Annotated in this window: 18 protein-coding genes; 12 read left to right on the top strand and 6 right to left on the bottom strand. The window is 57.5% G+C overall.

Annotation, left to right across the window (positions count from 1 at the left end; genetic code table 11):
• The gene (locus MKI83_RS10810; protein ID WP_241585778.1) at positions 1-801 is read right to left on the bottom strand and encodes a cytochrome C assembly family protein; all 801 of its coding nucleotides are present in this window, start codon (positions 799-801) and stop codon (positions 1-3) included.
• 148 nt (positions 802-949) lie between these two features.
• On the opposite strand from MKI83_RS10810, the gene ffh reads away from it, so the two are divergent.
• The 5 genes from ffh to rplS all read left to right on the top strand — a co-directional run bounded on the left by ffh (position 950) and on the right by rplS (position 4,407).
• Positions 950-2,326, top strand: a complete 1,377-nt coding sequence (ffh, locus tag MKI83_RS10805; RefSeq protein ID WP_241585770.1) for a signal recognition particle protein — start codon at positions 950-952, stop codon at positions 2,324-2,326.
• Positions 2,327-2,468: 142 nt separating this feature from the next.
• Positions 2,469-2,720: a 30S ribosomal protein S16 gene (gene rpsP / locus MKI83_RS10800; protein ID WP_241585768.1), complete on the top strand. Its 252-nt coding sequence runs from the start codon at positions 2,469-2,471 to the stop codon at positions 2,718-2,720.
• Positions 2,721-2,726: 6 nt separating this feature from the next.
• Positions 2,727-3,266 carry a ribosome maturation factor RimM gene (gene rimM / locus MKI83_RS10795; RefSeq protein WP_241585767.1) on the top strand — a complete coding sequence of 180 codons (540 nt, stop codon included), beginning with the start codon at positions 2,727-2,729 and terminating at the stop codon, positions 3,264-3,266.
• 5 nt (positions 3,267-3,271) lie between these two features.
• Complete coding sequence (gene trmD / locus MKI83_RS10790; protein ID WP_241585756.1) at positions 3,272-4,015, top strand: tRNA (guanosine(37)-N1)-methyltransferase TrmD; 744 nt, start codon at positions 3,272-3,274, stop codon at positions 4,013-4,015.
• 41 nt (positions 4,016-4,056) lie between these two features.
• A complete protein-coding gene (gene rplS / locus MKI83_RS10785) occupies positions 4,057-4,407 on the top strand; it encodes a 50S ribosomal protein L19 (protein ID WP_241585746.1) in 351 nt (116 codons plus the stop codon).
• A 132-nt stretch (positions 4,408-4,539) separates the two neighbouring features.
• Here rplS and MKI83_RS10780 read toward each other — a convergent pair whose 3' ends face one another.
• Together MKI83_RS10780 and MKI83_RS10775 are read right to left on the bottom strand one after the other, a co-directional pair.
• A complete protein-coding gene (locus tag MKI83_RS10780) occupies positions 4,540-5,211 on the bottom strand; it encodes a cyclic di-GMP-binding domain-containing protein, MshE-related (RefSeq protein WP_241585736.1) in 672 nt (223 codons plus the stop codon).
• A gap of 114 nt (positions 5,212-5,325) precedes the next feature.
• Complete coding sequence (locus MKI83_RS10775) at positions 5,326-7,266, bottom strand: cation:proton antiporter (protein ID WP_241585735.1); 1,941 nt, start codon at positions 7,264-7,266, stop codon at positions 5,326-5,328.
• A 69-nt stretch (positions 7,267-7,335) separates the two neighbouring features.
• Between MKI83_RS10775 and xerD the strand changes: the two genes are divergently transcribed.
• The 4 genes from xerD (at position 7,336) to thrC (ending at position 11,898) form a co-directional block, all read left to right on the top strand.
• Entirely contained in the window at positions 7,336-8,232 is an 897-nt protein-coding gene (xerD, locus tag MKI83_RS10770; RefSeq protein WP_241586273.1) for a site-specific tyrosine recombinase XerD, read from the top strand.
• A gap of 90 nt (positions 8,233-8,322) precedes the next feature.
• A complete protein-coding gene (locus MKI83_RS10765) occupies positions 8,323-9,060 on the top strand; it encodes a DsbC family protein (protein ID WP_241585724.1) in 738 nt (245 codons plus the stop codon).
• A 64-nt stretch (positions 9,061-9,124) separates the two neighbouring features.
• Positions 9,125-10,429 carry a homoserine dehydrogenase gene (locus MKI83_RS10760; protein ID WP_241585722.1) on the top strand — a complete coding sequence of 435 codons (1,305 nt, stop codon included), beginning with the start codon at positions 9,125-9,127 and terminating at the stop codon, positions 10,427-10,429.
• Between the two features lie 62 nt (positions 10,430-10,491).
• Positions 10,492-11,898: a threonine synthase gene (gene thrC / locus MKI83_RS10755; RefSeq protein ID WP_241585713.1), complete on the top strand. Its 1,407-nt coding sequence runs from the start codon at positions 10,492-10,494 to the stop codon at positions 11,896-11,898.
• 52 nt (positions 11,899-11,950) lie between these two features.
• Here thrC and arfA read toward each other — a convergent pair whose 3' ends face one another.
• Positions 11,951-12,106 carry an alternative ribosome rescue factor ArfA gene (gene arfA, locus MKI83_RS10750; protein ID WP_241585697.1) on the bottom strand — a complete coding sequence of 52 codons (156 nt, stop codon included), beginning with the start codon at positions 12,104-12,106 and terminating at the stop codon, positions 11,951-11,953.
• Between the two features lie 187 nt (positions 12,107-12,293).
• Between arfA and MKI83_RS10745 the strand changes: the two genes are divergently transcribed.
• A complete protein-coding gene (locus MKI83_RS10745; RefSeq protein ID WP_241585695.1) occupies positions 12,294-14,993 on the top strand; it encodes a winged helix-turn-helix domain-containing protein in 2,700 nt (899 codons plus the stop codon).
• A 9-nt stretch (positions 14,994-15,002) separates the two neighbouring features.
• Here MKI83_RS10745 and MKI83_RS10740 read toward each other — a convergent pair whose 3' ends face one another.
• Positions 15,003-15,851 (bottom strand): hypothetical protein, encoded by an 849-nt coding sequence (locus MKI83_RS10740; protein WP_241585693.1) that lies wholly within the window; start codon positions 15,849-15,851, stop codon positions 15,003-15,005.
• 89 nt (positions 15,852-15,940) lie between these two features.
• Complete coding sequence (locus tag MKI83_RS10735) at positions 15,941-16,777, bottom strand: metal-dependent hydrolase (protein WP_241586270.1); 837 nt, start codon at positions 16,775-16,777, stop codon at positions 15,941-15,943.
• Between the two features lie 114 nt (positions 16,778-16,891).
• On the opposite strand from MKI83_RS10735, the gene MKI83_RS10730 reads away from it, so the two are divergent.
• On the top strand, positions 16,892-17,914 hold the full coding sequence (locus tag MKI83_RS10730; protein ID WP_306423245.1) for an AraC family transcriptional regulator: 1,023 nt from the start codon (positions 16,892-16,894) through the stop codon (positions 17,912-17,914).
• On the top strand, positions 17,911-18,207 hold the full coding sequence (locus MKI83_RS10725; RefSeq protein ID WP_241585683.1) for a winged helix-turn-helix domain-containing protein: 297 nt from the start codon (positions 17,911-17,913) through the stop codon (positions 18,205-18,207). The genes MKI83_RS10730 and MKI83_RS10725 overlap by 4 nt, the downstream gene beginning before the upstream one ends.
• The last annotated feature ends 21 nt before the right edge of the window (positions 18,208-18,228 follow it).

Genomic DNA, 18,228 nt, shown 5'->3' with positions numbered 1-18,228 from the left:
TCAGATGTGGAGAATAAATTCGCGGACTAACTTACTGCCGAAATAGGCCAGCATCAGCAGTACAAACCCGGCTAAGGTCAGGCGAATGGCTTTATTGCCGCGCCAGCCTAAATAGTGGCGGCCCCATAGCAAGGCGGCAAACACCAGCCAAGCCAGCAGCGAGAGAAAGGTCTTGTGCGCCACATGTTGGGCAAACAAGTCATCGACAAACATCCAGCCTGATACCAGCGCTGCAGTTAACAGCAGCCAGCCACACCAGAGCATGGCAAACAGCAGCTGCTCCATGGTTTGCAGGGGCGGGAAGTTGCGAATGATGCCGGATGGGTGTTTTAGCTTGAGCTGGCGGTCTTGGATCAGCAGTAGCAGCGACTGCAGCATGGCAATCGACAGCAAGCCGTAAGCCATCACCGACAGCAAAATATGCAGTAGCAAGCCTTGGCTCTCGGGGATGACCAAGCCTTGTCCTTCAGGGATAAACTGCGCCAGCAACACAGTGACCAAGCCAATGGGGAACAATAAAACCAGTAGGTTTTCCAGCGGCTGGGTGACGCAGCACAGCACGCCCATCATGATGATGCAGGCGGCAATCAGCGAACCGGCATTAAAAAAGTCGAGATTAAGGCCCTCGGCGCTGACTAAATGCCCGGGCAGACTAATGAGGTGGGCGAGCAGTGCCAGCATGCCCAAGCCCAGCAGCAGGCGCTTGTTGGGGGCTTGTCGTGCATGCAGGCGGTTAGCCTGATAAAGGCCTGCGAGGCCGTACAGTAGTGCGGCGGTCAGGCTGGGGAAAAGGGGCTGCATAGATCCTTGTGGTCAGCGTGCCAAGAGGGTGAATCTTCGCACACCGTCGAAAGCTGGGAAAGCCTCTTGGCAGACAGGCCTGACGCTGAGCAGGGAGCTGCGTATAATGCGCGCTCTCGTATTTGCCACTATCGGCCAGGATTGCGCCATGTTTGAGAATCTAACAGACCGTCTTTCCCACACGCTGCGCCATGTCACCGGACAAGCGAAGCTGACGGAAGACAATATCAAGGACACCCTGCGTGAAGTGCGCATGGCTCTGTTGGAGGCCGATGTCGCGCTGCCGGTAGTTAAAGACTTTGTCGCGCGCATCAAAGAGCGCGCGGTCGGCACGGAAGTTTCCAAGAGCCTGACGCCTGGTCAGGCCTTCGTCAAAATCGTGCGGGCCGAGCTTGAAAGCTTGATGGGGGCGGCCAACGAAGACTTGGCCTTAAATGCCCAGCCGCCAGCGGTTATTTTGATGGCAGGTTTGCAGGGGGCAGGTAAAACCACCACGGTGGCCAAGCTGGCGCGCTTTTTAAAAGAGCGTAAGAAAAAGTCGGTGATGGTAGCCAGTGCTGACGTTTATCGCCCAGCGGCCATCAAGCAGCTGGAAACACTGGCCGGCGAAGTGGGCGCGACATTCTTTCCCTCGTCCGCCGAGCAAAAGCCTTTGGCGATTGCCGAAGCTGCGATTAAAGAAGCCAAGCTGAAATTTGTCGATGTGCTGATCCTCGATACCGCAGGTCGCTTGCATATCGACGAAGAAATGATGGGCGAAATCAAAGCCCTGCATGCTGCGATCAAGCCGATTGAAACGCTGTTCGTGGTTGATGCCATGACCGGTCAGGATGCCGCCAATACCGCGCGTGCCTTTAATGAGGCGCTACCGCTGACGGGCGTGGTGCTGACTAAAGTGGATGGTGACGCGCGTGGTGGTGCGGCCTTGTCGGTGCGACAGATTACCGGCAAGCCGATCAAGTTCCTCGGTATGGGGGAGAAGACCGAGGCGCTCGAGCCGTTCCATCCAGACCGTGTCGCTTCGCGCATTCTCGGCATGGGCGATATGCTCAGCCTGATTGAGCAGGCCGAACAAACACTGGATCGTGAGAAAGCCGAGAAGCTCACCAAGAAGCTGAAGAAAGGCAAAGGCTTCGATCTCGAAGACTTCCGCGATCAGCTGCAACAAATGAAAAGCATGGGTGGGCTTGGCTCGCTGATGGAAAAACTGCCGATGTTGGGTGGGGTTAATCTGGCCAAGATGGATGGTGTGCAAGACACCGCCGGCAAGCAGTTTGTGCAGATGGAGGCCATTATCAACTCGATGACCCCCGCTGAGCGGCGCAATCCCGACATTATTAGCGGCTCGCGTAAGCGCCGCATTGCGCTGGGCTCGGGCACGCAAGTGCAAGACATTGGTCGCCTGATCAAACAGCACAAGCAAATGCAGAAAATGATGAAGAAAGTCACCGCCAAAGGCGGCATGGCTAAAATGATGCGCGGCATGGGCGGGATGCTTCCCGGCGGTATGCCAAAGCTAAAATAAACTGCCGTACGTCAGTCGTCATGATTGAGGTAAAAAAGCAGTTTGCAAACAGCCGCATATTCCTTAGAATGTGCGGCCTTTCGGGCCATGGGCCCAGCGTATTCGTATTTTCGTGAATCGCCGACTATAGGACCAAATTCACATGGTAACCATTCGTCTTGCTCGTGGTGGCTCTAAGAAGCGTCCCTTCTACCACCTGACTGTAACCAACAGCCGCAACGCCCGTGACGGTCGTTTTGTTGAGCGTGTAGGTTTCTTTAATCCGGTTGCTTCGGGTGCTGAAGAGCGTCTGAACGTCAACCAAGAGCGCGTGAACTACTGGCTGAGCCAGGGTGCACAGCCCTCTGAGCGTGTAGCTAAGCTGTTGAAAGACGCTGCCCAGGCTGCTGCTTAAAAGACTATGGCTGGTACACCTGGCGCCAACGAGGCACACGTTGTTCTCGGTAAGATAACCACGGTGTACGGCATCCAAGGGTGGGTCAAGGTGCATTCCTTTACCGATCCGATGGAAAACCTGCTGGATTATCGTCAATGGCAAATTCGCCGTGACGGAGAACTGCGGCAGGTTCAGGTCGACAAAATTCGCGCACATGGCAATACCTTGGTCGCACACCTAAAAGGTGTCGATGATCGTGAAGTGGCGCGCGAATACGCAGGTTTTGAAATTATTCTGCCTGCAGATCAGTTGCCTTCGTTGCAAGCCGATGAGTACTACTGGCACCAATTGATTGGTTTAACCGTAACCAATCAGTCGGGCGAGTTACTTGGGCAGGTGGATAGCCTGCAAGAAACCGGCTCCAATGATGTCATGTTGATCAAGCCCTGCTCGGGGAGTGTCGATGGACGTGAGCGTCTGTTGCCTTATCTGCCTGGGCAGTTTGTGCTGAATATCGATCTGGCGGCCGGCACTATGCTGGTCGATTGGGATGCGGACTTCTGAGGCGTATGCACGTTTCAGTCATCAGCATCTTTCCAGAGATGTTCGCGGCAATCAGTGAATACGGCATAACCAGCCGTGCAGTGAAGCAAGGTCTGCTGACGTTGCATTGCTGTAATCCACGCGATTTCACTGAGGATCGTCACCAGACTGTCGATGATCGCCCCTTCGGTGGTGGTCCTGGCATGGTGATGAAGATGCAGCCTTTAGAGCGAGCCTTGGCTTGTGCTAAAGAGGCAGCCGGCGCACAAGCTAAAGTGATTTATCTGTCGCCGCAGGGGCGTACCTTGCGCCAGGCGGCGGTGCGCGAACTGGCAACATCGGAGTCATTGATTCTGATTGCGGGTCGCTATGAAGGCATTGATGAGCGCTTTATTGAGGCGCACGTTGATGAAGAATGGTCGATTGGCGATTACGTCCTGTCTGGCGGTGAGCTGCCAGCCATGGTGCTGATTGACGCGGTAACACGCTTGCTACCCGGGGCATTGGGGCACGTGGACTCCGCCGAGGAGGATTCGTTTACCGACGGCCTGCTCGATTGTCCGCACTACACAAGGCCTGAGGTCTATGCGGACAAGCGTGTTCCTGATGTGCTGCTCAGCGGCAATCATGAGCATATCCGGCGCTGGCGCCTGATGCAGTCTTTGGGCCGCACAGCCGAACGTCGCGCTGATCTTCTGGAAAGTCGCTCGCTTTCTGGAGAAGAACAAAAGCTGTTGGCGGAATATCTCCGCCTGCAGAACGATAGTTAACGTATCGATGGCAGGCTAAGGCCGGTCTTAGGAGCAGTAACATGACTAACAAAATCATTCAGCAGATCGAAGCTGAACAGATGACTAAAGAGATCCCAACCTTCGCCCCTGGCGACACCGTTATCGTGCAGGTAAAGGTAAAGGAAGGTGATCGTGAGCGTCTGCAGGCGTTCGAAGGCGTGGTTATCGCTAAGCGTAACCGTGGTCTGAACAGTGCTTTCACCGTGCGTAAAATCTCTAACGGTGTCGGCGTTGAGCGTACTTTCCAGACTTACAGCCCGCTGGTTGACAGTCTGGCTGTTAAGCGTCGCGGTGATGTGCGTCAAGCTAAGTTGTACTACCTGCGCGCGCTGTCTGGTAAGGCTGCCCGTATTAAGGAAAAACTGGCCTAAGTTTTGGTCGGTTAAAAAAAGCAGCTTCGGCTGCTTTTTTTGTGTCCGCGATATCTTGAAGCGCCGCTGGCTGTGCTGGCTGCTGGGGTAACACAAAGCCTCGGCTGTGGCCGAGGCTTTGTGTGTTGTGCCTTAGCGCAAGCTGATCTTTAAGCTCGCTTGTGACAGATCTATATCGTGCAGGCTGAGCGAGCCAAAGCTTTGGCTGGTGTCGGCGCCTTTGACGCGAATATTGTCAAAACGCATTTCGCCGATAGAGCTGGGTAGGCGTACGTTAATTGAGCCGTCGGTATTGAGGGTGGAAGTCAGCTTTTGCGTGTCGTATTGCACGTCGCGCAGGGTGGTTTCCGCCTCTAGTGCATCCAGCGCTGGCATGACCAGTTTGCTCAGCTGCTGAATGACCGCCACGCCATCGCCTTTTTCGGCGTTCAAAAACAAGCCCTGCAGCGCGGAGTCTAAGCCTTGTGCGCTGACATCGCCCAGCTCTTCGTCGCTCATGGGAACTAAGCCTTTGCCCAGTTGCTGGCTGTAGCTGTGCGTCGGCAGGCGCTGTATATCGGCGCTGGCCATTTGAAAGGGAGCGAGCAGCGCTGCGATCATGGTGGCGGCTAAGCGTAAGTTGGACTGTTTGCGCAGTGCCTTTTTCAGCTGCGCTTCGCTAAGCAGGCCTTGTTGTAAGAGTATTTCACCCAGACGTAAGCCGCTGTTGCGCTGTGCATGGATCGCGGCTTCCAGCTGGATGGGGGTGATGAGTTTTTTCGCCAGCAGTAACTGACCGAGGCGAGAGTTCTGGTGCACGCTCATAGCTGCATTCCGTAGGCGGTGGCTTGTGAGTAAAGCATGGCTCTACAGCTGGCGCTGTGCCACCCAACCAAGGATAGGGTTTTGTTGCCCTTGTCCTTGGTGGTGGCGTTGGCTTTAGCTGGCGTTACTGTTAGCAACGCTGGTGATATCTGCGCTGGCATCCTCTTGAGCCGCTTTGGCTTCTTCGCGCGCCTCTTTGTTGGCGGCTTTGGCTTCTTTGGCTTCCTTGGCTTCTTTGGCTTTGGCGGCTTTGGCTTCTGGGTCGTTATCCAGCAAGGTCAGCAAAGTCCAGCCCGCAGCGGGCTTTAACAGATGGCCTTCGTGGAGTACGTGCAGCCAGCCTTTGGTGTCGCGCGCAAACAGCACGGTGGCCTTGTCGCCGTGCTTTTCTAAGTACTCTTCCCAGCCAAAGCTTTCAGTCAGGGTGGTGGTTTTAAACTCAGCACCGTGTGATAAGCGGCTGGCCATCTTGGGGAAGGTCATGTCGGCGTCGCCAAAGATGCGTCCGCGGTGTTCGTCACTGGCGCGGTGTTTTTCACTGCGGCGGGTTTCTTGACCGGTCATCACCGAGAAGGTGTTTTCCGGGCCAAAGTCATGACGAAAACGCATGGTTGAGAGCACGTTAATTTCGGCAATCGGTGACAGGGCGATCAGGCGGCCAATGCCGACTAAGTCCATGTGCTCGTCAGCGTGCTGCGACATCGGGTTGCCGAAATAGGTGGTCAGCCCCGCCATGCGTGAGGCGCGGATGTTTTCCCAGCTAGAGTCGGTGAGAAGGACGCGGTATCCCATGCCTTGCAGGGCTTTGCCGATGCCGCGCGCCACGCTGTTGGCGCCGATAATCAGGTAGCCGCTAGGGTTAGGCTCGGCCACTTTAAGTAAGTTGGCTAAGGGGCGCGAGGTGGCGCTTTGCAGTACCACTGTACCGATGATGACCAAGAAGGTCATCGGCACCAGCAGGCCTGCGCCGGCGTAGCCGTGTTCTTGCAAGCGCAGGGCAAAGATCGCTGAGACAGCCGCAGCAACAATGCCGCGCGGAGCAATCCACGCCAGCAGTGCGCGTTCGCGCCAGCTCAGTGAGGAGCCGTGAGTGGAGACGGCAATCGACAGGGGGCGCGCGACAAACTGTACGACCAATAGCAGGATTAGTGCGCCGGGGCCAAGGGCAATCAGGCTTTGCAGGTCAAGACGAGCCGCCAGCATGATAAACAGCACCGAGATCAGCAGCACGCTGAGGCTTTCTTTGAAGTGCAGGATATGGCGCACATCAACGCCGCGCATGTTGGCCAGCCACATGCCCATCACGGTCACCGTGAGCAGGCCGGACTCGTGAATCACGAGGTTGGAGACAATAAAGGCCACCAGCACGGTGGAAAGGGCGGCGAGGTTGTGCAGGTATTCCGGCAGCCAGTGGCGACGCAGAATAATCCCCAGTAGCCAACCACAGAAAGCACCAAAAGCGGTGCCGCCAATGATGACCGCGCCGAAGATCAATAGGCTTTGGCTCAGCCCGTTACCCTGGCTGCTGGCCAGAATGTATTCGTACACCACGACTGCCAGCAGGGCGCCGATCGGGTCGATGACAATCCCTTCCCAGCGCAGGATGTTGGCCACGGCCGCTTTGGGGCGCACCACGCGCAGCATGGGCATGATCACGGTGGGGCCGGTGACGAGGGTTAGGGTGCCGAATAGTAGGGCAATTTCCCAAGTGAAATTCAGCACGTAGTGCGCGGTGATGGCGATGATGATGCCGGTGATCAGTGCGCCGACGGTAACCAGCCGCTGCACCACCGTGCCGATTTCGCGGAACTCGTCAAAGCGCAGGGTTAAGCTGCCCTCGAACAAGATGATAGCCACCGACAACGAGACCATGGGAAAGAGTAGGTCGCCAAACACGGCTTGTGGGTCGAGCAGCCCGGTCATAGGACCTGCGACGATGCCGGTTAATAGCAAAAATAAAATGGCGGGCAATTTAACGCGCCACGCCAGCCACTGACATAACAGGGCTCCGCCAGCGATGCCGGCGATGGCAAGCACGATCTGATGCTCTTCCATGTACACTCCTCTAGTTTTTATGGCGATGCTTGACGACCGTCATGGTCGTGGCGCTTCACACGGTGGCTCATTACTACCATGCCTCATCCTTGGATTTCACGCTTTCTCGAAGCTCAGTGGCTGGAAAAAGGCTTGTCCGCTAATACGCGTGAGGCGTACGGACGAGACTTGGCGCAATTCGACGATTGGCTAATGGCTAAAGGTCACAGTCTAGAAGCACTTTGCCGTGAAAATGTGTTGGCTTATTTAGGCTGGCGCTTAGAGCAGGGCTTGAAGGCTCGCTCCACGGCGCGTTTTTTGTCCTGCTTGCGGGGCTTTTGCGCTTACTGTCTGCGTGAGGGCTGGTTGCGTGCCGACCCCACACTGGATGTCGCCTTGCCCAAGTTGGGGCGGCCTTTGCCGAAGGCGCTCAGCGAGGCGGATGTTGAAGCTTTGTTAGCTGCGCCCGACGTTGATACGGCCTTGGGGCTGCGTGATCGCTGCATGCTGGAGGTCTTGTACGCCTGCGGCTTGCGGGTGACTGAGCTGGTGAGTTTGCAGCTTGAGCAAATTAACCTGCGCCAAGGTGTGCTGCGCGTGACCGGCAAGGGCAGCAAAGAACGCCTCGTGCCCTTGGGGGAGGAAGCGTTGGATTGGTTGCTGCGCTATATAAAAGAGGCGCGCCCTGTGCTGTTGGATGGCGTCAGCAGTGCGGTGGTCTTCCCCAGCTTGCGTGCTCAGCAAATGACGCGGCAAACCTTTTGGCATCGCATTAAGCAGCATGCGCTCACGGCAGGGATTAGCAGTGCTTTGTCGCCGCACACCTTGCGTCATGCGTTTGCCACGCACCTGCTCAATCACGGCGCGGATTTACGCGTGGTGCAGTTGCTGTTGGGGCATAGCGACTTGTCCACGACACAGATTTATACCCACATTGCGCGGGCTCGATTACAGAGCTTGCATGCCGAACACCACCCGCGTGGCTAAGTGCGCAACTGGTCTGCCAACGTGCCGCTAGGCTGCGCTATGGCTTGGGCTCTGTGGTAGGCTAGCGCCACTTTGCGTTAGGAGAAGGGCATGCGCTTGAAAATGATCGCGGCGGCACTGAGTTTGCTGGTGTCGTCAGTGGCTGTGGCGGGGGTGGAAGACACCATTCGTCAGCAGTTAAAGGCTTCAGGTTTGGATCTGCCGGTCGAGACCGTGGCAGAAAGCCCGCTGCCTGGTATTTATCAAGTGCAGCTCAAGGGCGGTCGTATCCTGTATGCCAGCGCCGATGGTCAGTACGTGCTGCAAGGTTACTTGTTCCACTTTAAAGATGGCCAAGCCCGCAACCTGACCGAGAAGGCCGAGCAGCAAGGAATCGCGCGCGAGCTGGCCAAAGTGAAGCTCAGCGACATGGTGGTGTTTGCCGCTAAAGATGAAAAGGCTCAGATCACCGTGTTTACCGACACGGACTGTGGCTATTGCCGCAAGCTGCATCAAGAGATTCCGCAGCTAAACCGTCAAGGCGTTAGCGTGCGTTACTTGGCGTTCCCGCGGCAGGGCGCACAGTCGCACGGCTATAGCAGCATGGTTTCGGTGTGGTGCGCGAAAGACCGCCAAGACGCGATGAATAAAGCCAAAGCCGGTGAGGATTTGCCCGCAGCGCAATGTGACAATCCAGTGTCTGCGCAATATCAGCTCGGTCAATTGATTGGCGTGAACGGCACGCCGGCCATCGTGCTCGCCGATGGCACCTTAGTGCCCGGCTATCAGCCGGCGCCGCAACTGGCTAAGGCCGCGTTGGCTGCGCAGCAAAACGTTAAACAACAGTAATCGTGATGTGCGAGGAGCCGCCTTTTTGTGCGGCTTCTTTTTTGGTGATGAAGGAGTGGGGATTTTGAAACCGGTCAAAGTGGGCATCTGTGGCTTAGGTACCGTCGGTGGCGGCACTTTCAATGTGCTCAAGCGAAATGCTGCGGAGATTGCGCGCCGTGCAGGGCGAGGGATTGAGGTGGTGCAAATCGCCACGCGCTCACCCAAGCCTGAGTACGACACCCAAGGGGTGGCGTTAACCAATGACATTTTTGCGCTGGTGAATAACCCTGAGATCGACATTATTGTCGAGCTGATTGGCGGCTACACCTTGGCGCTGGAGTTGGTGCTGAAAGCCATCGACAACGGCAAGCACGTGGTGACCGCCAACAAGGCGCTGATTGCGGTGCACGGCAACGAGATCTTTGCCCGCGCGCAAGCCAAAGGCGTGATGGTGGCGTTCGAGGCTTCTGTCGCTGGTGGTATTCCAGTGATCAAGGCGATTCGCGAAGGCTTGGCGGCCAACCGGATTAACTGGGTGGCGGGCATCATCAACGGCACCGGCAACTTCATTCTTAGCGAAATGCGTGAGAAGGGCCGTGCCTTTGATGACGTATTAGCCGAAGCGCAAGCGCTGGGTTACGCCGAAGCCGATCCGACCTTCGATGTCGAAGGCATCGACGCCGCGCACAAGCTGACCATTTTGGCTTCGATTGCCTTTGGTATTCCGCTGCAGTTCGACAAAGCCTTTACCGAAGGCATCACCCAGCTGACCACCGCTGATGTGAATTACGCCGAGCAGTTGGGTTATCGCATCAAGCACTTGGGTGTGGCGCGTCGTACCGAGGATGGTATCGAGTTGCGTGTGCATCCGACGCTGATCCCCGAAGAGCGCCTGATCGCCAACGTTAACGGGGTGATGAATGCGGTGATGGTCAACGGCGACGCCGTCGGCAACACCCTGTATTACGGTGCTGGTGCCGGCCAAGAGCCTACGGCGTCAGCCGTGGTGGCGGATTTGGTCGACGTGGTGCGCACCATGACTTCGGATGCGGGCAATCGTGTGCCGCATTTGGCCTTCCAAGCGGACTCATTGTCGGATCAGCCGATTCTGCCGATCGCCGCCTGCGAGTGCGCGTATTACCTGCGTATTCAAGCCAAAGACCATCCGGGCGTGTTGGCCCAAGTGGCGAAGATTCTGTCCGAACGTGGGATCAATATTGAGTCGATCATGCAAAAAGAGGTCGAAGAACAAGACGGCCTCGTGCCCATGATCCTGCTGACCCACGAGGTCACCGAGCAGAAGATGGATGACGCCATCACCGCGTTGCAGCAGCTGGATGACGTGAGCGGCGCTGTCGTGCGTATTCGCGTCGAGCACCTTATTTAACGTGTTTTGCCTGACCGGCAGCGTGCGTTGCCGGCCAGTCGCTCAATTCAAAGGTTTGATTTATGCGTTACATCAGTACTCGCGGCCAAGCGCCCGCCCTGAATTTTGAAGATGTGTTGTTGGCCGGTTTGGCCAGTGATGGCGGCCTGTACGTGCCGGAAAACCTGCCGCGCTTCACCGTGGAAGAAATCGCCTCGTGGGCGGGCTTGCCCTACCACGAACTGGCTTTCCGGGTGATGCGTCCGTTTGTGGCCGGCAGCATCAGCGACGCGGACTTCAAACAAATTCTGCAAGAAACCTACGCAGGCTTTGCCCACAGCGCGATTGCGCCGCTCAAGCAGCTGGATGCCAACGAATGGGTGCTGGAGCTGTTCCACGGCCCGACCTTGGCGTTCAAAGACTTTGCTCTGCAATTGCTCGGGCGTCTGCTGGATCATGTGCTGCAAAAGCGCAACGAGCGCGTAGTGATCATGGGCGCCACCAGTGGTGACACCGGCTCGGCGGCGATTGAAGGCTGTAAGGCGTGCGATCACGTCGACATCTTCATCATGCATCCGCACAACCGCGTGTCGGCGGTGCAGCGTAAGCAGATGACCACCATCATGGGTGACAACATCCACAACATCGCCATTGAAGGTAACTTCGATGACTGCCAAGAGATGGTGAAGGCCAGCTTTGCTGACCAAGGCTTCTTGAAGGGCACCCGCTTGGTCGCGGTTAACTCGATCAACTGGGCGCGCATCATGGCGCAGATCGTTTACTACTTTCACGCGGCGCTGCAGCTGGGTGGCCCAGCGCGTTCGATCGCGTTTTCGGTACCCACTGGCAACTTTGGCGATATTTTTGCCGGCTATTTGGCGCGCAACATGGGCTTGCCGATCAGCCAGCTGATTGTGGCGACCAACCGTAACGACATTCTGCATCGCTTCATGAGCGGCAACCGCTACGACAAAGACACCCTGCACCCGTCGCTGTCGCCGTCGATGGATATCATGGTGTCGTCTAACTTCGAGCGTTTGTTGTTTGATCTGCATGGCCGCAACGGGCTTGCCGTAGCGGAGTTGCTGGATGCCTTTAAGACCAGCGGCAAGCTGTCGGTTGACGATGACCGTTGGTGCGAGGCGCGCAAGCTGTTTGATTCGCTGGCCGTTGATGATGAAGCAACGTGCGCCACCATTGCTGAGGTCTACAAGGCGACGGGCGAAGTGCTAGACCCGCATACGGCGATCGGCGTGCGTGCCGCGCGTGATTGCCGTCGTCACCTGGCAACGCCAATGGTAGTGCTGGGCACCGCGCATCCGGTGAAGTTCCCTGATGCGGTAGAGAAGGCCGGTGTGCAAGCGCCTGAGCTGCCAGCGCATCTGGCCGATTTGCATCAGCGCGAAGAGCGTTGCACCGTGTTGGCTAATGACTTGAAAGCTGTGCAGCAGTTTGTCAGTCAACATGGCAATCGCGGTAAGCCGCTTTAATCCGCGTTGCTGGGTGTTAGATCGTCTGTAAGCGGCCCTTCGGGGCCGTTTTTTATGCCGCTAAAAAGACAAAAGCCTCGCAATCGTGCGAGGCTTTGTCGGTGTGGCGTTGGTAGCTGCCGCGACCTTTTTTCGGTTTTTCGCAGCGGCTGCGAAAACAAGGTTGCTTGACCATGGCTTTGGCCTTGGATGGCCGACGTGGGGGCATGAGATTTCTCCTCTGCGGGGTGGTTTTCAGGGCGCAGCGTGCGCGCTTTATGGTCGAGTGTCTAGCTCGTTTACGATTGGTTACGCGTAAGTGATGTCGCTGTATTCACTATTACAGGCACACTAGGCAGTTAGCGAGACAACCCGATAGCCTGTCAGTTCCCAAGAACAAGGAGTTCACCGTCACAATGCCTGAAGTGCAAGGCATGGCCACCCCTAGCGACTCGCGTGCGGCGCGGTTTTTTCGTCCGCCGCTGCCCGCCGGGCATATCTATCGCCCGCGATTAACCGAGGCCTTGCGCCAAGGTTTGAGCGGGCGCTTGAGCTTGGTTTGTGCGCCGGCCGGGTTTGGCAAAAGCCAGTTGGCCAGTGAGCTGTGTGAACAGCTACCTAGCGGTTGGCAGGTGTTGTGGCTGGGTTTGAGCGCGCGAGACAAAGAGCCGGGGCGATTCCTAGAGCAGCTGCTGGAAGCGCTACGCACGCTGTATCCCGACTTGGCAGGCGGTGCTTTAGAGCGTTTGCGTTTGCGCCAGCGGCATCAGCCTTTTCCATTTGAACAGTGGTTGGATGAAGTGCTTGAGGCGCTTGAGCTGGTGCTGGATGAGAGCAAGCCACTGCTGTTGATCATTGATGATTACCATCTGGCGACTGGCCCTGTGCTGGACCGCTGCCTGCAATTTCTCATCAACCATGTACCGCCTTCGCTGTCGTTGATGGTGACGACACGCCAAGCGCCGAATTGGCATTTGGCGCGTCTGCGCTTGGCAGGGCACTTGCTGGAACTCAACGAGCTGGATTTGCGGCTGTTGCCCGCAGAAGTGGAGCAGTGGCTTACCAAGCGCGGTGTGGCGGCGAGCCCTGAGCTGGTCGAAACCTTGTTGCTGCGCAGCGAAGGTTGGTTGGCTGGTCTGCAAATGCTGTGGATGGCCGGTGATGGTGGTCAAGAGCTCGAGTTGACGCACTTGCAGGGGCGCGCGCCGCTGATCAGTGAGTACTTACTGCAAGAAGTGGTCGAGCGTTTGCCGGCGGATGTGCAGAGCTTTTTGTATGACACCGCGCTGCTGGATCGCTTCAGTCCGGCGCTGTGCGATGCCGTCAGGCTCAGTCACGACAGCGCGGCGATGATCGATTATTTGTTCCGCCATCAGTTGTTTTTGGTGCCGCTGGATGAGCGCGGACAGTGGTATCGCTATCACCACTTGTTTGGCGACTTGCTGCGAGCACGGCAACAAGAGCTGGCGCTGACCAACCCTGCGCAAATTTACCTGCGTGCGTGCCAGTGGTTTGTGCAGCAGGGGGAGGCCGAAGATGCGGTTGAGCATGCGCTGCTGGCCGAGCGGCCGGATGTGGTGGCCAGCTTAGTGCAGAACCTCTCCGAGGAGCAGCTGCTCTCCGAGCAAAACGTGGTGCAGCTGTTGCGCTGGAAACGCATCCTGCCCGATAGCCTGCTGCACAGTTCGCCGCGTCTCATTATTTTGTACAGCTGGGCTTTGTTGTTGGCTTGTCAGCTGCAAGCGGCGGAAGATTTGTTGGCACATTTGCAGCGCTTTTTGCCGGCGCCAAGCGAGAGCCAGCAGCGTGTTTTACTCGCGCAGTGGCAGGCCTTGCAGGCCATGTTGGCCAAGGCGCGTGGTCAGGTGGTGGAGGCCCGTGAGCTGGGTGAGCAAGCGCTGGCCGGTATGCCTGATGAGTTATTTGGCCCGCAGTTGATGCTGCTAACGGCGCTGGCCAGTGTCGAAATCGGGCAAGGCAATATTGAACAGGCGCGGCATTACAATCGGCGTGGCCTCGAGCTAGCACGCCGCTCAGGCAACCCAGCCTTTGAAGCTCTGATGCATTATGAGCGTGCGCGCGTACTGCTCGCGCGTGGCTTGGTCAAGCGGGCGCTGGATGAGGTGCAGCAGGGCCTTGCCTTGGTGCCAACCCGCCAAGCGCGCAAGCTCAGCCCTGTGCGTGGGCGTCTGCACTTGTACCGTGGCTTTGTGAGCTTGTTCGCGGCGGATTTTGACTTTGCGCGCCAAGAGTTGCTGTTGGGCTTAGAAGAAGCCCGCGCCTGCCGCGACGTGGCCGTATTAACCGCCTATTTTGGTTTGGCCATGTTGGATGCGCGCAAACACAGCTTGGCGGCAGGGTATGCGTGGCTAGAAGAAGCCGAGCGGCTGATGAGTCAGTGGGATGTGCCGCAGATTTACTATCTGGGCATGATGACCGTGCAGAAATGCATGATTTGGCTGCAGCAAGGGCGCTTACAAACGGCGCAAAGCTGGCTGCAAAGCTTGGCCGAAGCGTATTGCCAAGCGCCACGCGCGGCGCCGCCTGAGTTACATCCGCAGATTGCCTTGCAGGTCGAGATATTACTGTTACGCACCGATGCGGTCGAGCGTAACTGGCCGGGGGTTGAGGCGCGTGAGCAAGCCCTTAACGCAGCGCTGGCCAGCAGCCATCAAGGTTTGATGCACCAATTTGCCCATATGCAGTTGGCTTACGTGGCCATGGCGCGCGGACAACACGAGGCGGCGAACGAGCAGATGAGCAAGCTGCTGCACTTGGCCGGTGGCGGCGTACGACTGCATTTGTTTGACATGCTGCAGCGCTATCCGCAGTTGTTGCATAGTCAGTTGCATAAGGCCTCGAGTGCGGTACAGGCGTGGCTGTCGCCGCAGCTGGGGGATGACCCGTTGCCGGTGAGCACGGAGCTGCTCAGCGATCGCGAGTTTGATGTGCTGCAATTGGTGGCGCAGGGCTTATCCAACCAGCAAATCAGCGAAAAGCTGTTTATCTCGTTGCACACGGTCAAAACCCACGTGCGCAATATTCACGGCAAGCTGGGCGTGCAGCGCCGCACCCAGGCGGTGGCGCGCGCGAAGGCGCTGGGCTTGCTGGGCTAAGCTTAAGCTTTAAAACCCCTCTTCGAGCTTTAGATCTAAGCGCGGCGCGGCCTTTTGCGCGGGGGCTTGCACGGGCTCGGCACTTTTCTGGCGCAGGTCTGATTCGACGTTTTGCAGCACAGGTAACAACTCGCTCAATGCTTTTTTGACTTCGGGCAGTGGATGCTCGTCGCTGAGTTGGGTGAGGCGCGCGCGCAGCTCGTCCCGGGCTGGGGTTTCTAGGTGCACGTACAGCTCGGGCATCAAGGCCGCCAGTTCGTGACTGTAAAGGCTCAAGTCGCTGTGACTGAATTGGCTGGTGAGGCCAAGGTAGTCCAAGGCGCTGCTGGTGAGCATGGCGGCCGCTTGCTTGGTCTGTGCAAGGCCGTCTAAGCGTCCGGGATTTTGTTGCTCGGCTTGCGCCAGCGTAGTCCAGTATTCCACCGTTAAGGTGAACTGCACGGCTTGTTGACGCAGCGAGTAGCTCATCAGGCCTAAGGCTTCGCTGCCGTAGGGTTGAAACTTGGCGCGAAAGTTAAAGTACACCCGCATCAGCTCTTTGAGCTCGTTGAGCATGGCTTGCGCTTCGTATTGGCGCAGCTCCAACGGGGTGTAGATGTTCAGTTGGTAGCGAAAGTTTTCTTCGCTAATCAGGCGGCGGTAGATGGCGCCGGTGTATTGCCCGCTGCGCCGTGGCAGGGCGTCGGGTTGGTTGGTGTCGATCTTACTCAGCGATTCGCGCAGCAGGGCGTAGTCGGCGGCGCGCCAAGGTTGCTGCGGGTCGGGGATTTTTTGCCCTAGATACCAAATATCGGCCGCTTGCACGCTAGCGCACACAAGCCCCAGTAGCAGTGAGGTAATCCAAGATAAACGACGCATGACAACCCAAATAGCGGTAAACGGGCGGCAAGCTTAACCCGACTTGGCGTGGTGTGAATCCTACGCAAAGTCGGGTGGGCTGAAAAAGCTTACGCGGCGTTGGGGGCAGCGGGCGCAAATTGCGCTTGGTATTGCTGCATAAGCGTGCGGTTGTCGTGGTCCCACGGGTGAAAGCCGCGACGGTAGTAGTCTAAGTAGGGCCTTATGATGGGCTTCAAAATGCCTTCGCGGCCCCAAAGAAAGCGCCAGCCTTCTTTCCACGTCGCCCAGTTAAACAGCAGGCCGTCTTTTTTCAGCATGTGCAGCAGGCCTTTGGTCACGTCGTAAGTGAAGAACAACGTAACTTCGATCATCACCAAGCGGCGCATGGTTTCGCCGCCACCGATCAGGCGATACAGATCAAAGGCGACGGCCTTGTGCTCGGTTTCTTCCAGCGCGTGCCAATGCCATAGCTGGCGCATGGTGGGGTCAACTTTGTCCATCCACTGGGGGTGGGTGAGCAGGGCGTCGGCCATGATCGCGGTCAGGTGCTCAACGCCCACCGTGGCGGCCAGCTGGCGGCGCTTGGGTAGGTGCTTTTGCGCAAAGCCAATGCGCCGGCCTAAAGCCCGCTCAAGGCCGGCGATGTCGTAGCCTAGGTTTTGCAGGCGCTCGTTGTACTTGATGTGCTCGTTGCTGTGGTGCGCTTCTTGGCCAATAAAACCGCGAATCTGTTCGGCCAGCGCCGTGCCGTCTGCGCGCTCACGGTAATGGCGTACGGAGTCGATAAAAAAGCGCTCGCCTTTGGGGAACAGCACCGACATGGCGTTAAAGAAATGGCTCTTGAAGGCGCTGCCGCCATGCCAGTAACGCGGCAGTGGATCAGGCAACTGATCTTGCAGGCGACGCGGGGCAATGGTGAGGGTGTTGGGGTTCGTCATGGCGATCCTCCTTGTGGTTGTGTTTTGACTATCCGCCGGCTTGGGTTGTCGGACAAGGTGAAGATCAGCCATTATTAAGGTCATATCCGGCCATTTTGCGAGTCCGCCATGCGTTTGGGCATGACAGCCACCACCGAGTTGGTCCCTACCAGTTACGTGCAAGCCTTGCTCAGCGTAGCGCAAGAGCGCGGCGTGGATAGCGAGCTGCTGTGCCGTTTGGGCAAGGTGTCGCCGGCGTTGTTGGCCAATCCCGATGGGCGTTTGAGCTTTATCGACTTCAGCTACATGGTCGCCGAGGCCATCAGCCGTAGCGATAGCCCAGGCTTGGGTTTGGCCTTTGGGCAAAAGCTCAATGTGTCGAGCCACGGCATGCTGGGTTATGCGGTGATGGCCAGTAGCGACCTACGCCAAGCGCTGCAGTTTGTGCTGCGCTATTACAAGGTCTTGGGTTTGGCGTATGAGCTGGAACTGCTGCCGGCTGCGCCAGATAGCGATACGGTGATCCTGCAGGCCAAGCAGTCGATTCCACTGGGGCCGCTGGCGATGTTTGCGGTCGAGGCGTTGTTCGCCAGCTTGTTTAGCATCGCCGAGTTTTTGCTCGGCGAAAAAGTTACCGGCCACCACATGGCCTTCAGCCATCCACGGCCAAGTCACCACGCGCAGTACCAGCAGATTTTTGCTGCTGAGGTGAGCTTTGATCAGCCGTGGGACGCCCTGACCATTCCCGCACACTACTTGGCGCGGCCGATGGCGCTGGCGAATCCCGCGACCGTGCAAATGTGCGAGCGTCAATGCGATGCCCTGCTGGCCAAGCTGGATGTACACGATGGTTTGCTGACGCGCGTGCGCCGCTTGTTGCTGGCGCGTCCGGGGGATTTCCCCTCGCTGGAAGATGCCGCCAGCGCTTTGCATACCAGTGGCCGCACCTTGCGCCGACATCTGAGCAGTGAGGGCACCAGTTATCAGCAAGTGTTAGACGATGTGCGCCGTAGCCTGGCGCTGCAGTACCTAGAAACCCGTCTGCCGCTGCATGAAATTGCCGCGCTGCTGGGCTTTAGCGATGCCTCAAATTTTCGCCGTGCGTTCAAACAATGGACCGGCAACAACCCCAGTCAATACCGCGCCGAGCAGGAGAGCCCATGAGTGCTGCGAGTAAAACCAAAACCAGCTTTTATCGGCGCTTATACGTCGCGTGGTTGATTGAACAAGGCGTGGCGAGCATTCCCGCGCTGATGGAAGCCACCGGCATGCCGCGCCGCACCGCGCAAGATACCCTGAGCGCGTTGGGCGAGCTGGATATTGTCTGCGAGTTTGCGCAAACCCCCGGCGCGCCGAACCATATCGGCGCTTATGTGATTCGCGACTGGGGTGCGATTAACCCCGCGTGGGTGAGCGCGCATCTGGCGCAGATCAAAGCGGTGTTGGATTACCCCTAAGGCGCAACAACAGGCACAAGA

Source organism: Atopomonas sediminilitoris (genome assembly GCF_022601735.1).
GTDB lineage: Bacteria > Pseudomonadota > Gammaproteobacteria > Pseudomonadales > Pseudomonadaceae > Atopomonas > Atopomonas sediminilitoris.
Note: the sequence above shows the minus strand (reverse complement) of the source record. Positions and strands in the feature narration are given on the sequence as shown.

What these genes read in the sequence shown, in the direction of transcription:
- MKI83_RS10740 (WP_241585693.1), bottom strand. Translation starts at nt 15,851, where the DNA reads ATGCGTCGTTTATCTTGGATTACCTCACTGCTACTGGGGCTTGTGTGC.
- ffh (WP_241585770.1), top strand. Translation starts at nt 950, where the DNA reads ATGTTTGAGAATCTAACAGACCGTCTTTCCCACACGCTGCGCCATGTC.
- rpsP (WP_241585768.1), top strand. Translation starts at nt 2,469, where the DNA reads ATGGTAACCATTCGTCTTGCTCGTGGTGGCTCTAAGAAGCGTCCCTTC.
- trmD (WP_241585756.1), top strand. Translation starts at nt 3,272, where the DNA reads ATGCACGTTTCAGTCATCAGCATCTTTCCAGAGATGTTCGCGGCAATC.
- MKI83_RS10780 (WP_241585736.1), bottom strand. Translation starts at nt 5,211, where the DNA reads ATGAGCGTGCACCAGAACTCTCGCCTCGGTCAGTTACTGCTGGCGAAA.
- MKI83_RS10810 (WP_241585778.1), bottom strand. Translation starts at nt 801, where the DNA reads ATGCAGCCCCTTTTCCCCAGCCTGACCGCCGCACTACTGTACGGCCTC.
- MKI83_RS10730 (WP_306423245.1), top strand. Translation starts at nt 16,892, where the DNA reads ATGACAGCCACCACCGAGTTGGTCCCTACCAGTTACGTGCAAGCCTTG.
- rimM (WP_241585767.1), top strand. Translation starts at nt 2,727, where the DNA reads ATGGCTGGTACACCTGGCGCCAACGAGGCACACGTTGTTCTCGGTAAG.
- MKI83_RS10775 (WP_241585735.1), bottom strand. Translation starts at nt 7,266, where the DNA reads ATGGAAGAGCATCAGATCGTGCTTGCCATCGCCGGCATCGCTGGCGGA.
- MKI83_RS10745 (WP_241585695.1), top strand. Translation starts at nt 12,294, where the DNA reads ATGCCTGAAGTGCAAGGCATGGCCACCCCTAGCGACTCGCGTGCGGCG.
- MKI83_RS10765 (WP_241585724.1), top strand. Translation starts at nt 8,323, where the DNA reads ATGCGCTTGAAAATGATCGCGGCGGCACTGAGTTTGCTGGTGTCGTCA.
- thrC (WP_241585713.1), top strand. Translation starts at nt 10,492, where the DNA reads ATGCGTTACATCAGTACTCGCGGCCAAGCGCCCGCCCTGAATTTTGAA.
- rplS (WP_241585746.1), top strand. Translation starts at nt 4,057, where the DNA reads ATGACTAACAAAATCATTCAGCAGATCGAAGCTGAACAGATGACTAAA.
- arfA (WP_241585697.1), bottom strand. Translation starts at nt 12,106, where the DNA reads ATGCCCCCACGTCGGCCATCCAAGGCCAAAGCCATGGTCAAGCAACCT.
- MKI83_RS10725 (WP_241585683.1), top strand. Translation starts at nt 17,911, where the DNA reads ATGAGTGCTGCGAGTAAAACCAAAACCAGCTTTTATCGGCGCTTATAC.